Genomic DNA, 16,337 nt, shown 5'->3' with positions numbered 1-16,337 from the left:
AATTTAAGTGATATGCAAATTCATTCCATAGTTAATCAGTTTTAGTTTTCTCGCAACTGCTTGTGAAGCATAATTATCCCAAGAAGTACTATAAAGTGGAATGCGTTTTTCTTCTTGTATTGATATCGCCCATGCTGTAACAACATCAGTACCATATCCATTCCCTTGAAACTCCGCTAAAGTTTCCACACTCGCCTCAGCAGCTACAGGCGTACTCCTAGCACTGCAACATATAGAAACTACCTTTTCATTTTTTACAATTGCAAAGTAAGGTTGCCTCCACTCCATCTGTTCTATTAGATTAGGAAAATTTTCTCGCAAAAGCTCTTTATTCTCCTCTGTTATCTGTATTGTTCTAGTTGGCTTATGTAAGTTATTAGAGAACATGAATGCAGGGCCCATCCAAATATTTTTCACTGTTCTTTCTTCATTTAATACATCAATGATCTTTGCTATCTCTATATGATTTGAAGGTTCTCGAATTAATTTCTCAACCTTACTTACCGTTTCATCATCCAGATCACAATGATATCTCGTTATACTCCCTTCACAAGTTCTGCCAAGAAAAAAGCGTGGTGCTTTCGGATTTCCTTGTTCATTTATATATTTCATTTTTCCTACTTGATTATGAACAAATAAAACCTCTACCTGAATTGCTATTAAATCAAGTTCTGAGAGCCTCATTTATATCCTCCTTATTTCCTCCATATACCATTCATAATCTATTTTTCATGCCCAAAACAAAAATCCCATTCAAATACACATTACTGAATCCATCATACTAAATGACTTCTTCATTCTGTCTATCGAAATGAGATTATTTCGTACTTTTTATTTCTTTGTCTTGTTATTCCACCGGTTGTGGTTGTGGCTGTGGCTGTACGACTTCATTCGCTCCAGCTAACCTCAACATATTTGCAATATCTTTAAAACCTCTTTTTTCAGCATATTGCAGTGGCGTAATATTTTCCTTATTGGCCATATTTACATCTGCCCCGTGGTCAATAAGCATTTGAATTACTTTCTTATGATTTTCACTACCATTTCCTAATACGATTGCTTCTACTAAAGCTGTTCCACCACGATCATTTCTATAATTCACATCAATATCTGTATGCTCTAATAACTCTTTTACGACCTCTACATGGCCACGTTCAGATGCAGAAATGAGTGCTGTTCCACCTGATTTAGTAGTTTCTTTCGTATTAACCCCTGCATTAATTAGTAGCTTTACAATGTCTGTATATCCTTCTCTACTTGCATAAAGAAATGGATTACTTTGTTTCTCATCTTTCCTTTCAATATTAGCACCTGCACCAATTAATGCTTTAACTGTCTCTACATGATTTTGATACGTTGCTGCAAGGATAGGCGTTTCTCCGTTGTCACCTTCTACGTTTATATTGGCTCCATCTTGAATCAGCTTCATAGCTGTTTCTGTGTCTCCAAGAGTCGCAGAAAGTAGCAACTGTTTGTCCATTAAATTTATACTTTTTTCTTCTTTAGATTCTTCCTGTTCTTTATGCTTTTCGTTTTTCTTTTCGTTTTTCACATGAACCGGTTTCGATTCTGGCTCCTCTTGCTTATCGCAAGCCACTACCGTCATTAAAAGTCCTAATAACATGCATAATAAAATTTTTTGTTTTCTCACAACTACAGCTCCTATGAAAGATAATGTTTTCTTAACCATTCCTCCATCACATACAATAACTCTTCTTGATTACATTTATCCATAAGCCCTTTATATTCCTTCTTTAATCGGATTATCTAAACTTATACCTATGTTTCTCAACCTATATTAGCGAAGCAATTAGTTTAGCACGATTTTACCGCATTTGTATACATTTCTAAAAAGTACATAAATGATTGCTTTAGGTTACTATATTCCATTGTAACCGTTCTTCTAAAAATTTTACACCTTTTCTATATTTGCACCTGAGTAATAATAAAAAAAGACAACTACATAGTTGTCCTTTTCTATTATTAATGATGTCCACCGTGATTTCCCTTTTTCGGGTTCCCCATCATTTCTTTATTCATTTCCCATTTATGCTCTGCTAGCTCTTTATATGAAAGAACTTTCCCTTTATAGTTAGACACAAAGCTTTCTGCATCCTTTTTATTTTCAAATGAAATGACATTATAAGCCATCGGTGTCGTTATTGTTTTATCATATACGTAGGTCGCATCTTCTAATGAAATCCACTCTTTCGAATCATAATCTCGAACAAATTTTTCTTTCGTCTTTTCACCTGGATTAATCTCCATCCACTTATACATACAACCGATATCATCAAACTTTAACGCTTTTCCATTTTCTAAAATGACTTCTGTTGCAAATTGATTATCCATTACCCCAATTTCACAAATATCACACTTATCATGTTTCTCATCAATTGCTACAGCCTCTGCTTGTTTCTTACCACATCCTACTATTGTAAATACAAAGAATAAGCATATAGCAAACATCACATACTTTGTTCTCATTTTATTTCCTCCCTAACCGCATCTTCCACAAAGAGAATATCAAAAACTTGTGTGAGATTTGTGAAAAAACAATGTGCTTTTTGTAATATATGGAACAAAAAAGATGTGCAGTCATTTCTACACATCTCTCATCATTCACAACCTGTAATTAATAAATCATCTTCTAACTTAACTAATAATATATCTGTATTAATTTGCTGCCCAACAACTACATTTACTAATCTTATATTTCCACTAATACCGACCGCAACTTTTTCAAGCTCACCGTTATTTTTTCGGATCATCATTAAATTTTCCCACTCATATACGTAAGAAGATTCATTAACAAAAATCTCTTCTACTTTTCCTTCATAAGAACTATAAATCTCTTCAATTCTCGTTTTCATATAAAATCTACTCCCTATTTCACACTTCAATATTTTCATCTTATTCTACCATTCTTACGAAGAGCAGCTTACTTTTTAAAAATTCAAATTAACTACCGTGAACAAAATGACCAAAATAAAAATTATGCTTCTAATGATGTTATTTTTCAAATTATTTACCATTTGAATGAATGCTTTTATGATAAATAAAAAAACACTTTTTTCTGAATTTTCATTACATTTTGAAAGCGCAATCATTTTTGAGGGGGAGATTACATGTTAGCACTACTTGGATTTGCGATGGTATTTGTCTTTATGTTTTTAATTATGACGAAACGTATGTCAGCACTAGTAGCATTAATATTAATTCCAATTACTTTCGCATTAATTGGCGGTTTTTATGCAAATATGGGACCTATGATGTTAGAAGGAATTCAAAAACTAGCACCTACTGGTATTATGCTTATGTTTGCTATTTTGTATTTTGGAATTATGATTGATAGCGGTTTATTCGATCCTGTCATTAGTAGGATTTTGAAATTTGTAAAAGGAGATCCTTTAAAAATTGTTGTTGGTACAGCGATTCTTACTATTATCGTTTCATTAGATGGGGATGGAACAACAACGTATATGATTACGGTTTCCGCAATGTACCCATTATATAAACGCCTTGGAATGAATCCACTTATATTAGCTGGGGTTGTTATGTTAGGAGCAGGAGTGACAAATCTTACACCGTGGGGCGGACCGACAGCTCGGGTTATGAGTGCTCTTGGACTAGACGCATCAGAGCTCTTTACACCACTTATACCAGGAATGATTGCTGGTGCAATTTGGGTCGTTTTCGTTGCTTACTATCTTGGAACAAAAGAAAGAAAACGATTAGGAATTATGGATGTACAATATTTAAAACAAATGCAAACGATGGATGAGCAAGCTGCAACAGTGGAAGCTGCCGTTCATAAACGCCCTAAGCTTCTATGGATTAACTTTTTATTAACTGTTACCTTACTTGTCTGTCTCATACTAGAGGTTATGCCGTTACCTGTTTTATTTACAGTCGCTTTCGCTATTGCTGTTATGCTTAACTATCCGAACTTAGAACAACAGAAAGAACGTATTGCTTCTCACGCTGGAAACGTATTAGCGGTTGTTTCTCTCGTATTCGCCGCTGGAATTTTCACTGGTATTTTATCAGGAACAAAAATGGTAGATGCAATGGCTCAAAGTGTAGTTACTCTTATACCTGACGCTCTTGGACCACAACTACCGATTATTACAGCTCTTCTTAGTATGCCGTTCACATTTTTCATGTCCAATGATGCATTTTACTTCGGAGTATTACCTATTTTAACGAAAGCTGCAGCTGCTTACGGAATTAGTGCAGCTGAAATGGGACGCGCTTCATTACTCGGGCAACCTGTTCACTTATTAAGTCCTCTTGTCGCTTCCACTTATTTATTAGTCGGAATGGCCAAAGTTGATTTTGGTGAACATCAACGCTTTACGTTACTTTGGGCTGTTGGAACGACAATGGTGATGTTAATTACGGGAATTGTAATCGGAATCATTCCAATATAAGACGTGAAAAAACAGTAGAAGAAATGTAATTCTCTACTGTTTTTTTGTTATGAAGAAACAAGAAAATACCTTCTTTCTGGTCTCCCTACACTCCCATATATAAGCTCCGCATGAACTTTCTTTCCCGATATTAAATACTCTAAATAGCGCCTCGCTGTCGATCGGCTTACCCCTACCATTGCACTTAACGTTTCTGCTGTAATTCCTTCTTCATTCACTGTTAACATATGCTTTTTTATTTTTGCTAAAGTTAAGGGGTCTATCCCTTTTGGAGCATATTCTATTTCATTCCCCTTTACGCCTCTTTGAGACCATAAATGTTCTATTTGTTCTGTAGATAATTGATTATTTTTCTTTAACTGCACAATCTTTTTTTGGTAACTTTCCAAACTTACCTTAAATCGATCAAACATAAGTGGCTTTACGATATAATCTGTTACTCCGCCTCGTAAAGCGTGCCTCACTACATCTGTTTCCGATGCAGCTGTAATCATAATAATATCTGTATCATGCAAATTATGCCTAATATATGTGACAAGTTCCGTTCCTTGCATATCAGGTAAGTACACGTCTAATAAAACGAGTTGTGGCTTCACAAACTCTAGCCATTCTTTCGCTTGTTCTCCAGTCGTTGCTGTTCCAATTACTTTAAATCCCTCAATCTTTTCAGTAAAACGACGATGAATATCCGCAATTCGAATATCATCTTCTACAATCAATACTTCAATCTCCTCACCCATTACAATTCGCCTCTCTCTTTTGGTAATGCAATAATAAATAATGCACCACCTAAATCCCCTTTTTCAATTGCAATACTTCCATTTAAATCTTCTACTAACTCTTTCACTTTTGCTAATCCATATCCTCGTTTCCCGCCTTCTTTCGTAGAGAAGCCTTTATAAAATATGCTAGTAATGACTTCATCATGAATCCCTTGTCCTGAATCTTCCACTTCAATTACTATCTCTTCTCCAATATCAGTTACAAACATCCTTACCTTCTTATCATTCTCTTCATTTCTTTCAATTGCTTCAAATGCATTCGTAATTAAATTTCCTAAAATAGAAACGACGTAATTACTCTCAATATGCGGGCTTAATTTATCTAAGCTACTTTCTCGATCTAGCATAAAATCAATCTTTAACTCTCGCGCTCTATTATAGAATCCAATTAAAATTCCACCTAACCATGGATTTTGAATTCGCTTCATAATAAATTGAACAAAATCTTGATATACCGCTGTTTCCTTATGAATAAGCTCTAAAGCATCTTCATATGATTCTAACTGGATAAGCCCTGAAAGCGTATACAACAAATTGTTATATTCATGCGTTTGCGCTCGTAATGCCTCTGTATATTGCTTCGTCTGAGATAACTCTGCTGTTAACTGATCCATTTCAGATTTCAAACGTAAGCTCGATACAACGCCAGTTACTTTATTTTTCACTTTAATAGGTAGACGGTTCGCAATAACAGCCTGCCCTTTTATATTTAATTGACGATCAAACTGTTCTTCACCAGTTTGAAGTACATCTAGTATCGTTGAATTAGGAATTACATTTAAAATAAATTCTCCAATAATATTACGCTGTTTATCTAGCGAAAGAATATCATAAGCTGCTTGATTGATTAAACTAATCATGCCATTTCGATCAATAACAATAATCCCTTCACGTACAGATTGAATCACTGTACTATGCTCTTCATATAAAGATGAAATTTCTTCTGGCTCCATCCCAAACATCATTCTTTTTATACTTCCGGCTAAATATATAGAACCAATTATCCCGATTAAAAGACCTATTACTGTAATCCAAAATACACGCTTTCCATATACTTCTACCGCTCCATGAATATCATCCATTGAAAATCCAACAGACACCACGCCTATAATTTCATTTTCCTGATTACGGATTGGAACTTTGCCGCGTAATGAAGGACCTAATGATCCAGTTGCTTTCGAAATATAAGATTTCCCTTCTAATAGAACTCCTTTATTATCTCCACCAACCATTGCTTCTCCTATTTTATCTCGCTTAGGATGTGCATATCGAATCCCCTCTTTGTTTCCAACTACAATAAAATCAGCATCTGTATCAATTCGAATTTTTTCTGCAATTGGCTGAATAATAGAAGCTGGATTTTCTTTTTGAAAAGCTTCCGTTATTTCAGGTATAGCAGCAACTGTTTTTGCAACATGCAAAGCCCGTTTCCCAATTTGCTCTTCTACCGTTTCAGACAATATGTAATAAAATAAATAACTTGTTAATAGAAGTACGACTAGAATAAGTGTACTAATTGTTATTGTAATTCTCGGTTGTAGTTTTAACTTTTTAAATTTCAAAACCATTCCCCTAACATAATTAAAGATAGAATTTAATGAATTTACAGTCTTTTGTGATTACACCTAATCATAACACGGTTACTCTATATTTCTTTATTTTTATCTTCACAAAAAAAGAAACGAAGTACAATTACTACCTCGTTTCTTAACATTTTTTATTACACTTTAAATTTCCCAATCATCTCTTGTAATTCTTCTGCCATTTGCGATAAATGAACTGCTGCTGCATTGATTTCATCTACCGAAGCTAATTGTTCTTCTGAAGAACCAGCAATATTTTGAACGCTTGCTGCATTTTCTTCAATCGTAGCTGCAATTTCATTAATAGATGCACTAACTTGTTTTGCATCTACTGTCATTTGTTCCGCTACTTCTACCATACTATCAATTTGTACAACTGTATCATCTGTAGACTTCAATATTTCAGCAAAGCTTTGCTTCGTTTCATTTGCAACTACAAGTCCTGATTGTACTTCTGTCCCAACTTGCTTCATAGAGCTTACTGTTTCTTTTATGTCAAATTGTATCTCTTTTACTAGTTTTCCAATTTCCGTAGAAGACTGTCCTGATTGTTCTGCTAACTTTCGCACTTCATCTGCTACAATTGCAAATCCTCTTCCTTGTTCCCCAGCTCTCGCAGCCTCAATTGCAGCATTTAATGCTAATAAATTTGTCTGCTCTGCAATATGTTGAATTACCTCAAGGATTGCTCCAATTTGTTTCGACTTATCATCTAGCAAAACAATAACTTTATCTGATTGTGAAACAGACTCATGGATTAATTGCATTTGATTCACCGTTTGTTCAACTAACTTCCCACCATCTTCAGCCTTTCTCCTCGTATACATAGATGCTGTGGATACTAATGAAGAACTGTCTGCCACACGCTGAATTCCTTCTGTAACTTCTTCTAATAATGTTGCGCCTTCTTCGACTTCTTTCGTTTGTATTTCCGCTCCACTCGACACTTGCTCTATCGCTTGTGTAATTTGTTCCGTTGCTTCACTCGTCTGCTTCATACTAGCTGTTAATTCTTCTGAAGATGCCGCTACATGACCTGCTGAAGTATTTATATTGGAAATAACATTCTGTAATGATGCTGCCATCTCATTAAAGCTTTCTCCTAGCTGTCCAATTTCATCTTTAGAATGAACTGCAATAGATTCTGTTAAATCGCCTTCACTAATCTTTTTCGATGATATAACAAGTTGTTTTAACGGATTAATAATAGAAGCAATTATGAAGTAAATTAAAATCCCGCCAATTATTAATGAAATACCAATAACAGTTATCGTTTTATAGAAAATGGGTTCAGCTGCTTCAATAATTTCTTTTGAAGGCATAATTCCTGCTATTTTCCATCCAGTTTGCTTATTTGTTATAAAAGTTATATTGCGATCCTCACCATCTAATGTGAAATTAAAATCACCTGTTTCTTGTTTGTACAACTCTTTTTCGAGCTTCTCTTCTACCTTATCCCCTGGCTTCAGCGTCGGGTGCGCTATTACATTTTTAGATTGGTCGAAGATTGCTACATATCCTTTTTTACCGATATTGACCATTTTTGAAGTATTTACAATATCATTAATAATTAAATCAATACCGAGAACACCACTTTTATCCTCGTTTTGTTTTGCTATTGTAATAACAATATTCCCTGTTGTCGTTGATTTATAGGGAGCTGTGATCACCACTTCTCCGCTTTTTTTCGTTGCGTCTTTATACCAATCTCTTTCTGTAGGATTATACCCGTCTGGCATTTGAATAGATGGTGATTGAATAAATTGTCCAGTACTAGAGCCAGTATAAATCGCTTCTATTTCCGGATGTAATTTATTATATTCTTCTAATTTATTTTGCACATTTTGGAGCTGATCAGTTCCATAACTTACTCCATTAAATAACTTGGTAAAATATACTGAGTCTACCTTTTTACTGTCTATCTCTTTGTTAATAACATTGTTTAAAATCTTTACGTTATCTTTCGCTGATTGTGAAATCGTTTCATTAAAGTTTGTCTTCGCTTGCTGATAAGACGTCCAACCAATTACAATACTTGGAAGAATTAAAATCATAACAAATGATACAAGTAACTTTGCTTTTAAACTACTACTCTTTAATTTCCCTTGAAACATATTTCTACCCCTCCATACCGTTTTAAATGTAATTGTTTTACATTTAATTTCTTTATATAAATCATACGATTCAAATGTATCAATGCGACTCTCTATCTCTTTCTCTATTGAAGAGTTGATACATACCTTTTTCATTCTATATAAATTAAATAATTAAAACAATATATAAAAATGTATATTATTCGAAATATTATAATTCACAGAAGAACCTCTAGTATCTCACTTACTAGAGGTTCCTCCCGCTTTACTACTCTTTATCTTTTTCTACTTCTTTTTTCGTATCTTCTACTACAGATACAACAGGTTTATCGTTTGATAATTGTTGTACTGCTCCTTTTCCAGCAAATCCTTCTAATAACTCTTTTAAATCAATGCCAGAAGAAGCTTTTAATGTTTCTTGCATCGTTGCCATTAAATCAGTCGCATAACCTGCAACTTTTCCGGCACCGCTATTTTTACCACCGCCACCTGTATCGACAACTGTAATTTTATCAATGTTGCTAAGTGGGCTTGCAATTTCTTTCGCATAACTTGGAAGCATTTTAAGCACCATATCCATAATTGCCGCTTGGCCATATAACTCAAATGCCTCTGCAATTTTTTGTTTCGCTTCTGCTTCCGCTAAACCTTTTAACCTGATAACATCTGCTTCCGCTGTACCTTGTGCTTTTTGTACTTCTGCTTTTGCTTGACCTTGCGCTTTTTCGATTTCCGCCTTCGCTAAACCTTCTACACGTACTTCTTCCGCACGAGCTCTCGCTTCAGCTTCAATCTTATATTGATCCGCATCTGCCTTTTTCATTTGTTTTACTTTTTCAGCTTCCGCTGATTGCTCAACAGCATAGCGATCTGCATCTGCTTTTTTCTTTACTTCTGCATCATATTGCTTTTCACGACGCGCAATCTCTTTTTCTTCTAATTCAATTTGTTTCTCACGCTCAATGATTTTAACGCGCATTTGCTCTTCTGTAACACCTTGTTGCGCTTTTGCTTGTTGTAATTCATAGGAAAGATCTGCATCTGCGCGAGCTTGTTCTTGGTCTCTCTTATAAGATTGTACTTTTAACTCTTTATGTTTTTCAGCTTCAGCGATTTGTGCATCACGTTGATACTCAGCTTCTTTCGCTTCTTTCTCGGCACGAGCTTTTTCAATTCGCGCCTCTTTTTCACGCTCTGCATTTGCAACTGTTGCATCACGCTTAACCATCGCAATTTGTGGCTGACCAAGTGCATCTAAGTAACCGTTCTTATCCATGATTTCTTTAATTGTAAAGGAAACGATGCGAAGTCCCATCTTCTTTAAATCTGTAGAAGCTACTTCATGTACCTTTTGAGCAAATTGCTCTCTATTACTATAGGCATCTTCTACTGTCATAGAAGATAAAATAGCACGTAGATGCCCTTCTAAAACTTCTTTTGCTTCTATTTTCAACTCTTCTGTTTCTTTTCCTAAATATTGTTCAGCCGCTGTAGAAACTTCTTCAATGGTAGATCCTACTTTAATAATAGAAACACCGTTTACTGTAATCGGTACACCTTGTTTCGTATACGTATCACGTGTTCCCACTTCTAATTTGTAGTTTAATAGACTTAAAGGCTCTGCTCTTTGCATAATCGGAACTACGAAAGTACCGCCACCACGAATAATCTTAATCTTCTTTCCATCATCAGTGGTAACTACATTTTTCCCGCCACCAAGCCAGTTTCCAGTAACAATTAATGCTTCATCTGGTCCAACTGTTCGATACTTTGTAATGAATACTAAAATAAGTAGAATTAAAATTGCGAGTAATACTCCACCGATAATTAATGGAATCGTCATGTAAATTCCCCCTTATAATTTTGGTTTCTTTAAAGAATAAGCGATGTTCTGTACAAGTAAAACACCATCTTGGACTCCCTCAATAATAACTTCAGTTCCTTGCGAAATATCTTTCTTTCCAACTGTTTTAGCTAGGATTGCATTGTTTCCAAATTGGGAGGAAATTAATACTTCACCAAACCCTTCTGTAGGAATAGTCGTAATGACCTCTCCCTTACAACCAATGAATTCATCCATACGCTGCACAGTGTTTTGTTCTGCTTCTGCAATCGGCTTTAAAATTAATATTTTCATTATGAAAACACCAATAAAGGATATAGCAAATGCAGCCCCGAAAATAAGAATGCTATTAAAGGAAAATAAATATTCCCCTATATAACTAAGTCCACATAACATGGCGAAAAAACTAAGTAATAAAGTAACAACGGATACCGATCCGCCTCCAAAACTAAATATGGATTCAAATATATCTCCAAAAAAGATATAAATCACAGTGAGTATAGTAGCAATAATAAATCCGTATAAATAAATTGTTTCAAGTGGATAACCAAACAAAGCCATTTCTTATCCCCCTCTCTTAAACAATCCTTTTTTGTTATGTGTATGCCCCACCTCTTTCAAAGATTATAGTTCTTAATTTTCAGTTATTTAACCTTTAAAGAAAAGCCTGTAAGACAGGCCCCTAAAAAAGAACAGGAGAAACCTATTGTGACAGGCTCCTCCTAGTAAATAACCGATATATTATATATCTATATAATATACTATTTTCCACAAAAAGTAAAGTTAAACATACATTGGAAAAGCGTTTATTTTAGTGATAATGAGTACGTTCCATCGCCATTATCATATTTATACACATACAAATAATACTTACCTGGTTTTGCATTAAATTTTGCCTCTATATGATTTCCATTAGCTTGACCGTAAGCTGCATAATTTTGCATATCTGATTCATGGTGAAGTACCCATGTCATCCCGATTCCATACTCATTTAAAACAGAAATATCGATATTTTTCGTTGATGCTACATTAAATGTATAAACATCAGTGTGGTCCCCGCCAATAAGACTACCTTTTATAGTAGTGTTTAGCCCAATACGATTTGCTTCCTCTGGACGATTATTTGGTTCTAATTCTGTTAAACTTCCATCTTTAATCGTAACAGTGGTTTCGTTTCTGCTCTCTTTACCTTTATCATCTTTTACTCTTAACGCTACTTTATAAATTCCTTCTCTTTCATATGCATGTATTGGATTAACTTCTGCACTTGTGCTGCCATCTCCAAATTCCCATAAATAAGAAACAATTTTTCCATCTTCATCATTTGAGCCATCACTTTTAAATTGAATTCCTTCTTTTACAAGCCCATTATAAGGTCCATTTATATGAACCGTTGGAGCTTTATTTTCTCCATCATCTTTTGCGATACCGTGGAAGACTACATCATATTCAAATTCATTTGAACTATTCACACGATAATTAACGAAGTATGCTGTAACAGTTTTGTAGCCACTCCATTCTTTTTGCGTCAGTTGTTCTAGTGCTTCATTTACTCGTTTACTCATTTCGTTCCAGTCCTCTGATTCACCTTTTGTTACACTACCTGTAAATGTGCCTTCTAATGTAAATGTATTAAAGAATTGGGAGTTATGCTTTGTCATTTTTGCCTCTTTCATTGGCAACGTACCACTAATTTCTTTCTCTACTGCTGTTAACGATTTTGGTGCATGTTCAGCTAAATAATCATCTGCTACTTCCGGTACATTATATTTATCTTGATTATCAATTAGCTGTTGCATATACTCTTGATACTCTTTATTTAGTTTAGAATCTTTACTTAAATTCTCACGATAGGCATCATAATTTTTCACGTCATTTGCACGAATTAAATCTTGAATTTTATCAAATGTTTCAAATTGATGTGTATATAAATAAGATTGCAATGCGAACGAGTAATTATAGAAATCCCAAGAACCATATTTAGCAAATAATGTGCGCTCTGCTGTATAACGGCTTGCTGGATCAGATGATAATCCACTAATGATGCTCTTTCTCGGTACTACATTATTTGTACGAGTAGATCCTGCGAAAAATTCTGCATTTCCTTCTTGGAACCAAGTTAATCTCTCATTTTGATACATATCCCCTCTTCCAAATAAACCTGGCACTTCAAATCTACCTTGAAGATAATGAGTAAACTCATGACGGAATAACTCTTCTAAGCTATAAATACTTTGCTCTGGTGTACGCTCATATGTAAAGAATGTACCTGTCTCTTCAATATAAATTCCACCGTTGTTTGTTTCATATCCATACAATTGTCTATTTAACTGATATTCGTCTGGAGTATTATAGATTACTATCGTTAATACGTCGTCTGCATTACCTGGCTCTAATGCTTTGTCATTCCCAATTACACGATGATACTGTGCTTTTACTTCCTTTGCAGCCCAGTATAGTCTCTTAATTTTTTCTTCTGATACTTTATCTCCTGTTTTAAATACGATAGAGCCATCGTCGAATGTATACGTTTTTGGTAAATACTGTTCTTTTCCTTCTTTACGTATCGTCTCTAAATTTACCGTATTACCGCTATAATCTTTTCCGTTATAATTTGTCGTAATTTGTTCTACTGCAACAAAATACGGCTCACTTAAACGCGGGTACATATGCATTGCTTGTGTAACAACCTCTAAACCTTTATTTGGATTACTATGAAACTTACCTAAACGACTAGCAAAATAAATTCCATTATTAACGAGCCACTTATTTTCTGGTGTTACTTCATTTAAAAGAGCAATACGATTTATTTCATTAATAAATCCATCTATTTTCCCGTACCACATTGTATCTTTTGCTTCTTTACGAGCCTCAGTTAAGTACGACTGTATATCATAGTCAATACCCTGCATAATATCGTATATTGCTTGTCCCTTCATTCGATCATTTACATAAGTAGTATAATTATCATTGTATTGTTTTAAAATATTAGCCGCATATTGAACTGTTTCAACATCACTTGAAGCATTACTAATTAATTTACCGTATGCAGATACGACTGTATCTTGTTCAACTGTACCAAGCTTAAAGTTTGGATTTTTTGCGATTGCTTTTAAAGCAGGTAAACATTTATCCTGGAAGCTTCTTTCATTTAAGTCGCTTAATTCACTATTATAAAATGCAAGATAAAAAGCTGAACGCAACACTTCAGTAAACGTTTGAATTCCTTTTGAATCATCTTTCGTAAATGTACTACCTCTATGAGCTAATTCATCTATAATGACTTGCATTTTTCCTTTATCTTTATAAAAAGCCTTTGCATCTTCATTAAACTGAAATAAGTCTGTAATTTGGTGCCACTTTATACTACCTAACGTTTCAACTAATTCTTGATCATTCATTTTGTTTAAATCAGCCATTGAATAGCTTTCTTTCATTTGCTTTACTTCTGAGCTCTTCATAATAGATGCTGGTCGCTGTGAAAAGTCTCCTACTTTTAACCGTTCTTGAAACGATAATGTTTCCTCTACTTTAGAAACATGTCCAATCTCATCTACTGGTTTTTCAATTCCAACTGGTTTCGAATGCAATACATTATATGGTACCTTTTCTTCTGCTGATACATTCGTTTGAATTGCTCCTAACGATAGCGCCATTGTACTAATACTAAGCATCACTTTATTAATCTTTGATTTCTTGTTCATATTATTGCCCCCTATTTATATATTCCCTTGAAGAATTTAACATAAAATCTAGATACAACAATATAAAATGCAATATTTCATATTATTTCTTCCTATATTTTGTACATATCGTGAACAGGCTTACCTTTATCTAACCTCCAATAATTATGAATCCATAGCGATTAAACTGTCCTTTTACACAAGGTAAAAATCGAATTTTTTGACAATTAACCTTTTAATTGTTATGGTTAATATAATTGTTAACTTTATTAAACAAAGGTGGGATTCTATGATAAAAAAAGAAAACAGTGTATTTTATATCTCCATCTTGCTAACAACATTATTCATCATATGGGGAATTACCCCGGCAAGTTGGATACAAGGCTATGATTTACAAAGTGTTACATCTTCCTTAAACTCATTTATCCTCAATAAATTTGGATGGTTTTACTCTCTACTTATGACCGCAATGATTATTTTAGCCACTTATTTAGCATTTTCTAAGTACGGTTCTATTCGTCTTGGTAAAGATGGAGAAAAACCACAGTATAGTTATCCATCTTGGCTATCCATGTTGTTTGGAGCAGGAATGGGAATTGGACTCCTCTTTTATGGAATCACTGAACCGATTTCACATTTTACAGATCCATTAACAGGAAAGGCAGGTACAGAGGAAAGCGCCAAACTCGCTATGCAATATTCATTTTTCCACTGGGGACTCTTTCCGTGGTCACTATACGCGATGGTTGCTTTAACAATTGCATATTTCACATTCCGCAAACAAAAAGGTAGCACAATTGGGGCTACAGTTACTCCATTATTTAATCGATCGAAAAATTCTCCTATCGGAAAAACAGTCGATATTTTGGCTGTTTTAGCCACAGTATTCGGTATTGTGCCATCTGTTGGGATTGGTGCTCAACAAATCGCCGGAGGATTAAGCTATTTATTCCCTTCTATTCATAACACTGTACTTACACAGCTCGTACTTATCGCCATCTTCGCTGTTTTATATTTAACAAGTGCACAAACTGGCTTAGATCGTGGGATTAAATATTTGAGTAACTTAAATTTCTCTCTTGCAGGTATATTACTCGTCTCCTTTTTACTTTTAGGACCAACTGTATTTATTATGAAATATTTCACATCTACACTCGGTTCTTATATCGGAGCTTTACCTAGTATGGGATTAAATTTAGGAGCATTTAATGAAAAATCTTCTTCTTGGATTGAAAACTGGACTATTTTCTATTGGGGATGGTGGATCTCTTGGTCTCCATTCGTCGGTACATTCATCGCTCGTATTTCTAAAGGGCGCACAATAAAAGAATTTATTATTGGAGTTGTATTAGTCCCAACTCTTATCTGTACATTTTGGTTTGCAGTATTTGGCGGTACCGCTATCCATATGGAAATGTTCCAATCGCTTGGGATAGCTGATGAAATCGCAAAAAATGGTACAGAGATTGGATTATTTGCTGTTATTTCACACCTACCGTTCTCTACATTTTTAACAATTATCGGGTTAATTTTAGTAGCCACATTTTTCGTCACTTCCGCCGACTCAGCAACATTTGTTGTTTCAATGCAAACGAGTAACGGAAGCTTATCACCGAAAAATAGTTTAAAACTTATATGGGGATTAACAATCGCGATAATTGCAGCTATTTTATTACAAGCTGGAGGATTAAATGCACTGCAAATAGCAGCTATAATTGCTGCGCTACCATTTTCTATCGTAGTTGTTCTTATGGTCATTTCGCTCTTTAAGGAGCTTCGAAAAGAAGATGTTAATTTACAAGCAAAAGAAGTTCCGCAAAAAATAAAGAAGGTTATGTAACGATTAGCACCTCTCCTAAAGAAGAATTCGGTCCTCAAATTAGTCCTGAATCCGTTATTAAGGAAGGCGGCAAAGTAAAC

12 protein-coding genes and 1 pseudogene are annotated in these 16,337 nt (G+C 34.6%); 2 read left to right on the top strand and 11 right to left on the bottom strand.

The annotated features are described in order from the left end of the window. Positions 1–3 precede the first annotated feature (3 nt). The 4 genes from J0835_RS02940 to J0835_RS02925 all read right to left on the bottom strand — a co-directional run bounded on the left by J0835_RS02940 (position 4) and on the right by J0835_RS02925 (position 2,873). The gene (locus tag J0835_RS02940; RefSeq protein WP_087979368.1) at positions 4–684 is read right to left on the bottom strand and encodes a GNAT family N-acetyltransferase; all 681 of its coding nucleotides are present in this window, start codon (positions 682–684) and stop codon (positions 4–6) included. A 163-nt stretch (positions 685–847) separates the two neighbouring features. Then, on the bottom strand, positions 848–1,690 hold the full coding sequence (locus J0835_RS02935; protein ID WP_242250133.1) for an ankyrin repeat domain-containing protein: 843 nt from the start codon (positions 1,688–1,690) through the stop codon (positions 848–850). A gap of 293 nt (positions 1,691–1,983) precedes the next feature. Next, positions 1,984–2,487, bottom strand: a complete 504-nt coding sequence (locus J0835_RS02930; protein ID WP_087979367.1) for a nitrous oxide reductase accessory protein NosL — start codon at positions 2,485–2,487, stop codon at positions 1,984–1,986. A gap of 131 nt (positions 2,488–2,618) precedes the next feature. Continuing rightward, positions 2,619–2,873, bottom strand: a complete 255-nt coding sequence (locus J0835_RS02925; RefSeq protein WP_000857382.1) for a hypothetical protein — start codon at positions 2,871–2,873, stop codon at positions 2,619–2,621. Positions 2,874–3,128: 255 nt separating this feature from the next. Here J0835_RS02925 and J0835_RS02920 point away from each other — a divergent pair, with 255 nt between their 5' ends. Further along, positions 3,129–4,433 (top strand): CitMHS family transporter, encoded by a 1,305-nt coding sequence (locus J0835_RS02920; protein WP_087979366.1) that lies wholly within the window; start codon positions 3,129–3,131, stop codon positions 4,431–4,433. A 47-nt stretch (positions 4,434–4,480) separates the two neighbouring features. Here J0835_RS02920 and J0835_RS02915 read toward each other — a convergent pair whose 3' ends face one another. From J0835_RS02915 to colA, 7 genes and pseudogenes are all read right to left on the bottom strand, one after another. After that, positions 4,481–5,173: a response regulator gene (locus J0835_RS02915; RefSeq protein WP_087979365.1), complete on the bottom strand. Its 693-nt coding sequence runs from the start codon at positions 5,171–5,173 to the stop codon at positions 4,481–4,483. Next, complete coding sequence (locus tag J0835_RS02910; protein WP_087979364.1) at positions 5,173–6,783, bottom strand: sensor histidine kinase; 1,611 nt, start codon at positions 6,781–6,783, stop codon at positions 5,173–5,175. The genes J0835_RS02915 and J0835_RS02910 overlap by 1 nt, the downstream gene beginning before the upstream one ends. A 152-nt stretch (positions 6,784–6,935) precedes the next feature. Further along, positions 6,936–7,796 carry a methyl-accepting chemotaxis protein gene (locus J0835_RS29140; protein WP_395940795.1) on the bottom strand — a complete coding sequence of 287 codons (861 nt, stop codon included), beginning with the start codon at positions 7,794–7,796 and terminating at the stop codon, positions 6,936–6,938. A gap of 81 nt (positions 7,797–7,877) precedes the next feature. After that, a pseudogene (locus tag J0835_RS29135) lies at positions 7,878–8,852 on the bottom strand (HAMP domain-containing protein); the annotation flags it as partial. Between the two features lie 307 nt (positions 8,853–9,159). Continuing rightward, complete coding sequence (locus J0835_RS02900; RefSeq protein WP_087979362.1) at positions 9,160–10,734, bottom strand: flotillin family protein; 1,575 nt, start codon at positions 10,732–10,734, stop codon at positions 9,160–9,162. 12 nt (positions 10,735–10,746) lie between these two features. Beyond that, a complete protein-coding gene (locus J0835_RS02895) occupies positions 10,747–11,295 on the bottom strand; it encodes an NfeD family protein (protein ID WP_001173143.1) in 549 nt (182 codons plus the stop codon). A 245-nt stretch (positions 11,296–11,540) separates the two neighbouring features. After that, entirely contained in the window at positions 11,541–14,438 is a 2,898-nt protein-coding gene (gene colA, locus J0835_RS02890; protein ID WP_087979361.1) for a collagenase ColA, read from the bottom strand. Positions 14,439–14,706: 268 nt separating this feature from the next. Between colA and opuD the strand changes: the two genes are divergently transcribed. Further along, positions 14,707–16,257 carry a glycine betaine transporter OpuD gene (opuD, locus tag J0835_RS02885; protein WP_046956767.1) on the top strand — a complete coding sequence of 517 codons (1,551 nt, stop codon included), beginning with the start codon at positions 14,707–14,709 and terminating at the stop codon, positions 16,255–16,257. The last annotated feature ends 80 nt before the right edge of the window (positions 16,258–16,337 follow it).

It is taken from the genome of Bacillus cereus group sp. Sample62, assembly GCF_036851315.1.
Classification (GTDB): domain Bacteria; phylum Bacillota; class Bacilli; order Bacillales; family Bacillaceae_G; genus Bacillus_A; species Bacillus_A wiedmannii.
Note: the sequence above shows the minus strand (reverse complement) of the source record. Positions and strands in the feature narration are given on the sequence as shown.

What these genes read in the sequence shown, in the direction of transcription:
- J0835_RS02940 (WP_087979368.1), bottom strand. Translation starts at nt 684, where the DNA reads ATGAGGCTCTCAGAACTTGATTTAATAGCAATTCAGGTAGAGGTTTTA.
- J0835_RS02935 (WP_242250133.1), bottom strand. Translation starts at nt 1,690, where the DNA reads ATGGTTAAGAAAACATTATCTTTCATAGGAGCTGTAGTTGTGAGAAAA.
- J0835_RS02930 (WP_087979367.1), bottom strand. Translation starts at nt 2,487, where the DNA reads ATGAGAACAAAGTATGTGATGTTTGCTATATGCTTATTCTTTGTATTT.
- J0835_RS02925 (WP_000857382.1), bottom strand. Translation starts at nt 2,873, where the DNA reads ATGAAAACGAGAATTGAAGAGATTTATAGTTCTTATGAAGGAAAAGTA.
- J0835_RS02920 (WP_087979366.1), top strand. Translation starts at nt 3,129, where the DNA reads ATGTTAGCACTACTTGGATTTGCGATGGTATTTGTCTTTATGTTTTTA.
- J0835_RS02915 (WP_087979365.1), bottom strand. Translation starts at nt 5,173, where the DNA reads ATGGGTGAGGAGATTGAAGTATTGATTGTAGAAGATGATATTCGAATT.
- J0835_RS02910 (WP_087979364.1), bottom strand. Translation starts at nt 6,783, where the DNA reads ATGGTTTTGAAATTTAAAAAGTTAAAACTACAACCGAGAATTACAATA.
- J0835_RS29140 (WP_395940795.1), bottom strand. Translation starts at nt 7,796, where the DNA reads ATGAAGCAGACGAGTGAAGCAACGGAACAAATTACACAAGCGATAGAG.
- J0835_RS02900 (WP_087979362.1), bottom strand. Translation starts at nt 10,734, where the DNA reads ATGACGATTCCATTAATTATCGGTGGAGTATTACTCGCAATTTTAATT.
- J0835_RS02895 (WP_001173143.1), bottom strand. Translation starts at nt 11,295, where the DNA reads ATGGCTTTGTTTGGTTATCCACTTGAAACAATTTATTTATACGGATTT.
- colA (WP_087979361.1), bottom strand. Translation starts at nt 14,438, where the DNA reads ATGAACAAGAAATCAAAGATTAATAAAGTGATGCTTAGTATTAGTACA.
- opuD (WP_046956767.1), top strand. Translation starts at nt 14,707, where the DNA reads ATGATAAAAAAAGAAAACAGTGTATTTTATATCTCCATCTTGCTAACA.